We start from the raw sequence: 9,459 nt of genomic DNA, 5'->3' as shown, positions 1-9,459 counted from the left end.
ATTCCGATCTTGAGGGGCCCGATGCCGGGCATGCTCGCGATTACTTCGGCGTGTTTGTGCTCGCGAAACCGGGCCTCGATGAGCTTGTCCGTCTCGGTGATCTGCTCGTTGAGGCGCATCACCTCCCTAGCGAGCGTGTGCACGAGCTGGGCCGTCGGTTTCTCCCCAGTCACACTGGTGTGTTGGTTCTCGGCAGCCGCCAGGGCCGTCTCGGCGAGCTGGGCAGCACTGCGGACCTTGCGGTTGCGCAGCCAGGTCTCCAGCCTCCGGGCGCCGATCCTGCGGATGGCGGCTGGGGTCTGATAGCCGGTCAGCAGGATCAAAGGGCCGGTGTTCGTGAGATCCAGTGCCCGGTCCAGAGCGGGAAAGATGCTGGTGAGGTGGTTGTGGAGCCGGTTGATCACGCGGGTGCGGTCATCGGTGAGGTCGCGGCGATGGCCGGTGAGGACCTTGATCTCGGCGACCAGTTCCTCGCCGGGCCGCACGGGGTGCAGGTCCCGGCGGATCCGGACCTGGTCGGCGATGATCGCGGCGTCCTTCGCGTCGGTCTTGCCTTCGCCCCGGTAGCCCTCGGAGGCGCGGCTGACTGCTCGGCCGGGGATGTAGAGCGTGTGCTGGCCGTGGTTGAGAAGCAGATCGATCAGCAAGGCGGCACCGCCGTCGGCCAGGTCGATGCCCCAGGTGATCTCATCGCCCAGGGCGAGGACATCGGCCAGGAGGCTCAGCAGTTCTGACTCGTCGTTAGCCACTCGCCGCGACAGCAGCCGCCTGCCGGTGTAGTCGATCACCACGCAGTGGTGGTGGGTCCTGCCGGCGTCGATGCCGGCCCAGATCGCTGTCACGCGCTCTCCGCGGGTCGTTTGCTTACCTGCACCACAGACGACCTCGCTGGCGAGTCCCTACTCAGCGATCGGATCGCAATTCCTAATCAGCAGCCGAGTCGTCGGGAGGTGTCGGGCGGCGAATCGTAGGGAGCCACGGACGGCAGACCACTGAAAGCCACACCCGACACCTCTGGGTGAGCCAACCTCCTAATGCCGTTTGTCAAGCCGCAGCAGTGACAGGGGGCGTTCGTTGATAACACTGTCCGTCACGAATCAAGGCCCACAAGACATTCACCCGACGCCGTGCCAGGGCCAGGACGGCCTGGGTGTGACGCTTGCCTTCAGCGCGCTTCCGGTCGTAGAAGCGGCGGGATTCCTCGCAGGTTCGGACGCTGACGAGCGCGGATGTGTAGAAGACGCGTTGCAGACCGCGGTGGTAGCGGCGAGGCCGGTGCAGGTTGCCACTGATGTTCCCGGAATCTCGGGGCACGGGGGCAACTCCTGCGAGGCTGGCCAGGCGGTCAGGGCTGCCGAAGCGGCTGAGGTCGCCTGCGGTGGCAGCGAGGAACTCGGCGCCGAGCAACGGGCCAATGCCCGGCAGGCTGGAGATCACCTCGGCGAGCGCGTGCTCGCGAAACCGGGCCTCAATGAGCTTGTCGATCTCGGTGACCTGCTCGTGGAGGCCCATCACCTCCTTCGCCAAAGAGTGGACCATCTGCGCGATGATCTTCTCTCCGGGCAGGGCGGTGTGCTGCCGCTCTGCCGCGTCGAGCGCGGCATCTGCCAGAGCCTCAGCCGCACGGACCTTGCGGTTGCGCAACCACGTCACCAGCCGCTTGCGGCCCACCCGCCGCAGGGCGGCCGGAGTCTGGTAGCTGGTCAGCAGGAGCAGAGGGCCGAGGTTTCCCAGGTCCAGGGCTCGTTCCAGGGCCGGGAAAATGCTGGTCAGCGTCGCCCGGAGCCGGTTGACGGCGCGGGTGCGGTCGGCCACCAGGTCGGATCGGCGGCCGGTCAGAACCCTCAGCTCGACAGCATGCTCATCGTCCGGTCGCAGTACCGTGAGGTCTCGGCGCATGCGGGCCTGGTCGGCGATGACGGTGGCGTCTTTGGCGTCAGTCTTCCCCGCGCCCCGGTAGCCGGCGGCCGCCCGATTGACGGCCAGGCCGGGTATGTAGACGAGCTGCTGCCCATGGTTGAGCAGCAGGTTGACCAGCAAGGCGGCCATACCGTCGGCGACGTCGACCGCCCAGACCACGTCCTCGTCGATGGCCAGGACGTCGGCGAGGAGAGCCAGCAGGTCCGGCTCGTCGTTCGGGACGCGGCGCGAGAGAAGCCGCTTGCCCTCCGCGTCCAGGACCACGCAATGGTGGTGCGTCTTGCCGATGTCCGTACCCGCCCAGATCTGGGCCACGGGCTCCTCCGGTCGTTCGAAGTGCGGTGCGGTTCCGGACGACCTTGCCGGCATGGTCCTACACAGCGATGTACGACGACGTACTCGCGTCTCCTAATCAGCAGTCAGGCCGTCGTGAGACACCGGGCGGCCAGGTTGGCTGAACCATCGAGGGCAACCCTACGAAAGCCATACCCGGTGCCTCTAGGCCTCCAGACCCTACAAGTGGCCTTGATCAACCCGCTCAAGAAGGTAGGACCCTACGAAACCGGCGATGAGTTGGAGTACGCGGCGGGCGGGGGACTCGTCGGTCGCCGCGTCGCCCATGGTGAAGACGTCCAGCAGCGGCAGATACAGCGACTTCCACAGCGGGCCCGGTTCGGCCAGCGCGGTGGCCGTGGCCAGTGCCAGCACGATCGCGGCCAGCACGCCGAAGACTGCGAGGACCTCGCGGGAGAGGAACACCTTCCACGGCAGATGCGCCAACCGGTCCCGCAGCCACGCCCCGTAACCGCGCCGGTCGCCCGGCGGCGCCTCGGGCGGGTGGTGCTGGGTGACCTCTTCCAGCATCAGCCGGCCGTGGGTGAACTGCCGGTGATAGGAGGTCACCGTGTCGGGCAGCAGTTGAGTGCCCTCCTCCCCCGGCGTCTCCGGGCTGTCCTCGCTCGCCGGGTCGTCCTGGTGGGCGCCGGACAGTACCGCCAGGGTGGCCAGGTCGGCGGACTGCGGCGGGGTGCGAGCGGGACGTACGACCCCGCGAAAGACCTGGCCCTCGACCTGCAGAGTGCCTCCCCGGCCGACCGCGGCGGCGGCCACCAGCTCAGGAACTGCGGTGTCGGTGTCGGAGAGCACCGTGGTGGACATGTCCAGCGTCATGTCGTCGGTCCGGCCGAGCGCCAATACGGCGCGGTCCAGGAGCCGTTCGAGGTGCTCACCTCGCTCTCGGTTGTACATCCGGACGACCAGGCGGATCGTCGGGTTGAGGGTGCGGGCCAGCAGCGCGGCGGTGACATTGACCTGGTCGTCACGGTAGGTGAGGGCCAGCGCGGCCGCCCGCTCAACCCCGGCGGCGCGCAGCGTCTGTTCGTCCGGGCGGGCGACCACCAGCAGCTCCACCGGCGACTGCGGATCGCGGTGCAGCGCGGCGATCTCCGGCGCATGGCCCTCGCGTCGCGAGGGCAGCACGACGGTGACCGCCTCACCGCACACCGCGTCCAGGGCACCGCGAGCCGGTGCGCGAGCCCGTCGTCACCGCAGATCACCATGTGCTGGGAGCGCGGCCCAAGGGGCATACGCAGATGGAGAGTTGACATCACATCGGCGAGATCGCCTAGGCATGCCCCATGGTTCCAGTGCGCACAACAGTTCGGCGTCAAAGTTGCGTATGGACGGGATCCGCTACTGCCTCATGGGCCAACGGCTGGCTTCCGAAGGGGCATTGGGAGGCGCGATACGGCCGTTCCGCGCCTCCGTGACGGGGAGCTTCAGCCAGCGGGTGGCCCATGTCACGGGGAGCGTGACGGCGGCGACCACCGCGGCGGCCAGCGGCACCTGGTCGGGACCGGCTTCATCCTCACCTGCCCCGACCTCCTGCGCTCCGGCGCCCCCGCCTCCTGGCCACTGGAACGAGACCGCCTGATGCTGGAGACCAGCGTGCCGGGGGGGCGCGACCGGCGACGTACGCGCCCAGTCGATCAAACGCGTGGCCTCCGGCGTGGCCGAGGGCTCCATGGCGGTCGCGCTCGTCCATCGCTAACGGGAAGGCAACGGCGGGAGAAGCCCGAAGCGTGGTGGATTCAGAAGGCTGCGATCAGGCGAGGAGCGTGGCCCCGCGCCTTCGGCGTGTGGGCCCACGGTGTGTCCGGGTTCTATTGTCTGGTTCCGTCGTCGGCGTTGTCTTCCAGGGCGGCCATGCGGGCCTTGTATTCGGCCTGCGGAATTTGCCCGAGAACCGCAAGGCGTTCCAGTTCGACGGCTTCGGCTTCATGAGCGATCTTGCGGCTCTGTTCTACTTGCTCTCTGCTGTACTTGACGGCGTTGGCGCGCCGCCTGGAGCGGTTTCGCTGTATTTCCTCGGCGATCGCTTGTCCGGTTTGTTGTAAGTAACTGTCGTGCCTGCCTGACCACATCTCTCCCCCTTGTTTTCAATTAAAAGCACCGGAAGCCGGATTCAGGATATCCTGGGCCCGGTTCCGGTGTGCCGTGTGCCGTGTGCCGTGTGCCGTGTGCCGTGTGCCGTGTGCCGTGTGCCGTCTATCAGTTGCCGCCTGGTCCACACCCGTGAACGGCCCGGCTATTTGTCTCCGTCATGTCTGCTGCACCAACTGCCGCAAGTAGCACGTGCGCCGACGCCCGATCAGCATCACACCCACCGTCGGCCCGGCCGCGGCGACCAGGGGAAGTGCGGTGCCCAGCATCCCGCCGTCGTATCCGACCCCCGACACCAGCAGGACCACGGCGAGGAAGGCGATACCGAAGCAGATCACGCCCGGTCTGTGAACGTGGGGCTGCCACAGCGCATAAGGGCCCACCGGACGGCTCGTTTCCACGTCGGGGAGGGGACCGCTGACCGCTTCACCCGCCGGGGCTTCCGGGGGTGTACCCCTAGTCGTCGCTCCCCGTACATACCGGCCGTCATCGAGGACGAGCAGGGCGGGGGTGGACCATTCGGGCCGGTCTTCCGCCCTGGGTGTCCAATACAGGCGGCCCCAACTGCCCTTGAGAGCCTCCGCCAGCGGGACGGGGTCGAGGCACCGTTCGAGCAGCAGATCACGGTCTCCGCTCGACGAGGCAAGGCGCAGCGCGGGACTCAGGAGCGGCCCGGCCTGCTTCGAGGCGCTGACGGGGCGCCTGAGACGGTCGCCCGCACCGGCACCGACGAGCCGGACCCGAAGCATCCGGGTATCGCCGTCGCCGAACACGCCGTCCGAGGCGAGTGGGGCAGCACGTGGACGAAGAGCCGCTACGGCGGCGCCCAAGGGGAAAAGGCTGTAGAGGGCCAGCATCGCCAGGTCGCCCGGCCCGGCGCGCCCGTCGAGAAGCGCGCGCAGCTCGGCACGGCTGTCCAGGATGACCCCGGCGGTGGGGTCATCTGCGGCGTACAGGCCCAGGAACCGGTCGCCCGGATGTGGCGGCTGGGAGGTCTGCACCGTGCCCTTGGGCCGTGGCGCCCCTTTCCCGGACCGGCCGGTGGCCGCGAGTGTGACCGTGACCGCGGACTCGTAGTACCTGTAGTTCCTGCCGTCCTTCAGGTACGAGTGGTGGACCTGAGCGATGGTCACCTGCGAGATGCGCGGGTGGTGAGCGAGGATCGCGTCCACCTGGGGTGTGTTCGCCGTCGTCGAAAGCAACAGCATGACAAGCGGCAGCGGCAATGCCGTCAGGGCAAGGAGGACGAGTTCGAGGCGCCGCTCGGGCCACCATCGGGTCCGCCGCCCCGCCGCGACGGACCGGGCCGGTTCCGGCGCCGCCCGGCCGGCGGGAGCGAGCCTTCCGCTCGCCCGCAGCCACCACACCAGGACCGCTCCTGCCGACACCACCAGGCAGGCCAGCAGATCCCAGCGCGGATACGGGGCCACCTTGCGCGCCAGCAGACAGACCACAAACGCGGCGGCGCCCGCCCAGGCAATTGCCGAGGCGGACGCGGTCGCGCGGTCGCGCTCCCTCACCCGAACACGTCCTTCACTGATCCCTTCTTCGGTCCCTCCGGCGTGCCGGCGGCTTCGCCCTTCGCCTCGTCCGGCTTCTCATCAGGCGGCCAGATGGCGTCGTGCAGTGGCTTGCCGACGGCTCCGGCGCCGCCGTAGATGATTCCCTGCGCCGGACCCTCGATCGAGAAGTGCGGGCCCTCCCGCCCAGGTGGCAGCTGCGTGTTCGCACCGTGTACGGCGGCGCCTCCCGCACCACCGCCGACCACGTTGACCCCTGCGTTCCAGAGCATGTCGCGCCCGCTGACGTCGTTCGACGGGTCGTTGTCGAGGTTCTTCGTCCCATCGACGGCGAGCCCGCCGGTCATGCTCCCTATGGCGCCGCCGGCTATGTCACCGACCAGCGGCCGGCCCGCTTTGCCCAGTCCGCGGGCGACGGCGAGTCCGGGTCCGGTACCGGCGAGGGAGGCGAGCCCGCCTTGCCAGGTCGCGTCGAACAGGTTGGTGTCCTGCCCGGTGAGGGTGTTGGTGATGACGGTGCCGCCGGTGTTGCTGGCCCAGTTGACCAGGACGTTCTTCAAAAAGCGGTGTTTCCCCAGCTGGTGGATGGCTTTGAACGCCTGGCCGACCTTACGCAGGAGAGTGCCGAGCGTTTTGGCGAGTTTGGCGGCCCTGGCTGCCAGTTGGGCGGCTCGGGCGGCCCCCGCGGCCGCCGAGAAACCCATGGTCATGAAGGACAGGCCGACCGAGATGCCGATGGAGATACCGATCTCCAGGTAAATCTTGTGGATCTCGTCGTTGATCTCCTCGATGGCGTCCGCGGCCTCGTCGAGGCTCTTCGCCGCCGCGGGCAGTTGCGGCAGGGTCTTGTCCATCGCCGCATTGAGGTTGTTCCAGTGGTCTGCGAAGGAGTCCGCCGCCGGACCCCGCCAGCTGGAATCCAGGGTCCGCTGCACCTCGCGGTCCATGTCCTTGAACATGGTCTGCAGGTTGTCGTGGAGATCCCGCCACCCCTTGGCGGCCGAGCGCAGGGTGTCCGGATCGCCACCGGGGTTGATGATTTCCAGGCCGGCCTCGAAGACCTGCTCGGCTACGGACTCGTCACCGCTCATGCGCCGCGCCCCTTGCCGAAGCCGGTCGCCAGGGACTCGTCCGTCCCCGTGGCGTTCTGCGCGACCGTGCGCAGCCCGTCACTCATGTGGTCGAGGTGCTGCCGCAGATCGTTCAGCGACTCCACCATGTCGGTGGACATCTCGATGTACGCGGAGGTGACCTCCTCGGATTCCGTGAGGACACCGAAACCGTCGTGAATCACCTCGGCATCGGTCTTCGACTTGAATTCCTTGATATAGCTTTCCAGATCCGACCCGTAGGTTTCAAAGCTCTTCGCCAGCTTGGAAAGAGCCGCGGCATCCACTAACGACTCGTTTTGGGACATGAGTCACCCCTTACTTTTCCCGCAGCAGATCGGCAGCCGGTTGCCGGCATGGCGCTGGGATAGCGCTGGCATGGCGGTGAGAAACGGCCGTGTTGCTGGAGTATAGAGAGGGGCGATCTTCCAAAGCCTGGCCGGAACTTTTCTTGTCGCGTTCTTGCCGAAACCTTTATGCCGGGCACCTGTCGCGTACCTGTGTCGAGCACCTATGGGCGCACCCATCGGCGAACTTGCCCCACATTTCTCCGAGTTCAGCCGGGCGAGAAGCGGATCACCGACGTCACCGACACTTGCGCCTTCTTCGCCGTCCTCATACTGCGGTACGCCCTCCTGGCCAATGGCTCCGGGAACTCCGATGCGTCACGGCGGGCGGGAACGGTTCCGTACCGTGCTCGGCCGTACCGCGGGCAGTGCGGTCTGAGACCCCGGCTGGTGAATGGCCCGCATCCTCCTCCAGCCGTCGTCATCACGGAAGCACGGCCACAACCCCCACAGTTGGCCACGCTGAAGAGGAGCCAATGAGGGCCAGGGCGGGATGCATCACCCCCCCCCCCGGGGCCCACGTCGGGGCACGCAGCCGGCCTCACAGCGGTATCAGGAGGCAGGGCACACGCCATCTTCTACGGAGATGGTGACGGAGTCGTAGTCCGTCGCCCGCTTGCGCATGGTGGCGTGGACACTGAGGTAGAAGGCGGTGTCCGTGCCGTCGACGGTGACGGAGTAGTCGGCCTGTTCCGTGCCCCCATAGAACACGGCGGATTCCGGTGGCTCCGAGGCAAGGGTGACCGTCAGCGCGTCCTTGGAGCTGTGGCCGTGCTTAGCGATGACGGCCTGCAGGATGTCCTCGTAGTTGATGGTCCCGGGCCCGAACTCCGCCTCGTGCGACAGCTCAGTGGTCGCCGCTGAAACGGCGGACCGCAGTTCGTCCCCATCCCAGTCGTCGGCACCGCTGAGGAGGCCCGGGTTGTGCTTGAGCAGGAACATGCCGCCTACGGCGAACAGCAGCAAGCCGACGATGAGTGCGAGGCCAATGGGGTTGTGCGGGTTGTAGACGTAGCGGCTGGTGCCCCGTTTGCTGCGGATGAAAATGCGGTCAGCGTCATCGCGGCTGTCGGTCATCGCGACATTCTCGGCGGGCGGACTGCACGCGGCCTCGACACCTCGGCCTCGGAGTGCTCAGCACCCTCCACCGCCACCTTCTGAGGCGAACCCACCAAATACCCGAGCGCTCCGTCCACGACAGTTGCGGCAATCCCTCAACTCCCGCCGCTCCGAACCGGAACCGGATCACGCGTGAGCTGCGGGTTGTTGTCGTAGGCCGACAGCACCTTGTACGCCGCCAACCGCCGCATCTCCTGCGCGCCGGAGCAGCCGTCACCTTCGCGTACGCCGCGATGATCCCCCCGCCGCGCGCTGGCTCCGCGGTGCCGCTCGCCTACTCCCCTCGTGCGCCCGATGGACGCCAAAGTCCGGCCGCCATCCCGAGTTCGCATGCGACAGAGCCACTCAACTTGACACAGCATCGAAAGCCCGCGCGAGCACGGACAGCCTTACAGCCCCCCATGCCCCCGCGCCTACCGCTTCACTGCACGGCATCCTGGGTTAAGCCCAAGGTATCGCTCCCAAAACTTGCGGCAATTACGGTGGTTTCAGTGGTAGACACAGGGCGACAGCGTCCAGAGGTGACTGTGGTGGTGCCGGAGGAGCCTCCCAAGCTGACTCCCGCGGCCGCGAAGGCGCTCTTGGGATTTCTGCTAGATGCCCACGATCAGCTGAAGAAGCAGCAATCCGTCACTCCTCGACCTGCAGACACCTTCACGGCGGAGGCAGCATGCAGCACCGACCACACCCAGTAGCAGCGGCGGATCGATCTGACTCTCGCGCTTCGGGGTACCGATATGAACCCCCACTATCGCGCTCTAACAACGTTGCAGGTCAGAGCCCCGACGCCACGAGAAACCAAGCCTTGAACGCACACGATCTTCACATGAACCCGACACGAACCCCCATGCCATGGGCTCGGGAGAAACCCCAGGTCAGCGAGCCGCTCCACCAATAGTTCGCCCCCCCATTTCAGCCACCCTGGGCGACCCCTCATGCAAAAAGCCTGGTCAGCTCACTGACCAGGCTTTTGGGGTGAGTGTCCGAGGGGGGACTTGAACC

The 9,459-nt window shown here is 67.2% G+C and carries 8 protein-coding genes and 1 pseudogene; 1 reads left to right on the top strand and 8 read right to left on the bottom strand.

Annotation, left to right across the window (positions count from 1 at the left end):
• From AB0I10_RS39020 to AB0I10_RS39010, 3 genes are all read right to left on the bottom strand, one after another.
• On the bottom strand, window positions 1-842 hold an 842-nt coding region (locus AB0I10_RS39020), incomplete at its 3' end, for an IS110 family transposase (RefSeq protein ID WP_363157499.1).
• Window positions 843-1,044: 202 nt separating this feature from the next.
• Window positions 1,045-2,235, bottom strand: coding sequence for an IS110 family transposase (locus tag AB0I10_RS39015; protein ID WP_363157498.1), 1,191 nt, complete (start codon window positions 2,233-2,235; stop codon window positions 1,045-1,047).
• Between the two features lie 198 nt (window positions 2,236-2,433).
• Window positions 2,434-3,423: an NAD-binding protein gene (locus AB0I10_RS39010; protein WP_363157497.1), complete on the bottom strand. Its 990-nt coding sequence runs from the start codon at window positions 3,421-3,423 to the stop codon at window positions 2,434-2,436.
• A 354-nt stretch (window positions 3,424-3,777) separates the two neighbouring features.
• On the opposite strand from AB0I10_RS39010, the pseudogene AB0I10_RS39005 reads away from it, so the two are divergent.
• Window positions 3,778-3,970: pseudogene (locus AB0I10_RS39005) on the top strand (fused response regulator/thioredoxin-disulfide reductase); the annotation flags it as partial.
• 112 nt (window positions 3,971-4,082) lie between these two features.
• Here the strand turns inward: AB0I10_RS39005 and AB0I10_RS39000 are convergent.
• The 5 genes from AB0I10_RS39000 to AB0I10_RS38980 form a co-directional block, all read right to left on the bottom strand.
• Window positions 4,083-4,343: a hypothetical protein gene (locus tag AB0I10_RS39000; RefSeq protein WP_363157496.1), complete on the bottom strand. Its 261-nt coding sequence runs from the start codon at window positions 4,341-4,343 to the stop codon at window positions 4,083-4,085.
• A 177-nt stretch (window positions 4,344-4,520) separates the two neighbouring features.
• Window positions 4,521-5,882, bottom strand: a complete 1,362-nt coding sequence (locus AB0I10_RS38995; protein WP_363157495.1) for a hypothetical protein — start codon at window positions 5,880-5,882, stop codon at window positions 4,521-4,523.
• The gene (locus AB0I10_RS38990; protein WP_363157494.1) at window positions 5,879-6,973 is read right to left on the bottom strand and encodes a WXG100 family type VII secretion target; all 1,095 of its coding nucleotides are present in this window, start codon (window positions 6,971-6,973) and stop codon (window positions 5,879-5,881) included. Before AB0I10_RS38990 ends, AB0I10_RS38995 begins: the two co-directional genes overlap by 4 nt.
• Window positions 6,970-7,299 (bottom strand): hypothetical protein, encoded by a 330-nt coding sequence (locus AB0I10_RS38985; RefSeq protein ID WP_363157493.1) that lies wholly within the window; start codon window positions 7,297-7,299, stop codon window positions 6,970-6,972. Before AB0I10_RS38985 ends, AB0I10_RS38990 begins: the two co-directional genes overlap by 4 nt.
• A 591-nt stretch (window positions 7,300-7,890) precedes the next feature.
• The gene (locus AB0I10_RS38980) at window positions 7,891-8,415 is read right to left on the bottom strand and encodes a hypothetical protein (protein ID WP_363157492.1); all 525 of its coding nucleotides are present in this window, start codon (window positions 8,413-8,415) and stop codon (window positions 7,891-7,893) included.
• Window positions 8,416-9,459 lie beyond the last annotated feature (1,044 nt).

It is taken from the genome of Streptomyces sp. NPDC050636, assembly GCF_040654775.1.
Classification (GTDB): Bacteria; Actinomycetota; Actinomycetes; order Streptomycetales; family Streptomycetaceae; genus Streptomyces.
This window is presented reverse-complemented; position numbering and strand designations above follow the sequence as displayed.

Bases quoted from the DNA above. Each gene is read 5' to 3' on its own strand.
- AB0I10_RS39000 (WP_363157496.1), bottom strand. From the start codon at position 4,343: ATGTGGTCAGGCAGGCACGACAGTTACTTACAACAAACCGGACAAGCG.
- AB0I10_RS38990 (WP_363157494.1), bottom strand. From the start codon at position 6,973: ATGAGCGGTGACGAGTCCGTAGCCGAGCAGGTCTTCGAGGCCGGCCTG.
- AB0I10_RS38985 (WP_363157493.1), bottom strand. From the start codon at position 7,299: ATGTCCCAAAACGAGTCGTTAGTGGATGCCGCGGCTCTTTCCAAGCTG.
- AB0I10_RS38980 (WP_363157492.1), bottom strand. From the start codon at position 8,415: ATGACCGACAGCCGCGATGACGCTGACCGCATTTTCATCCGCAGCAAA.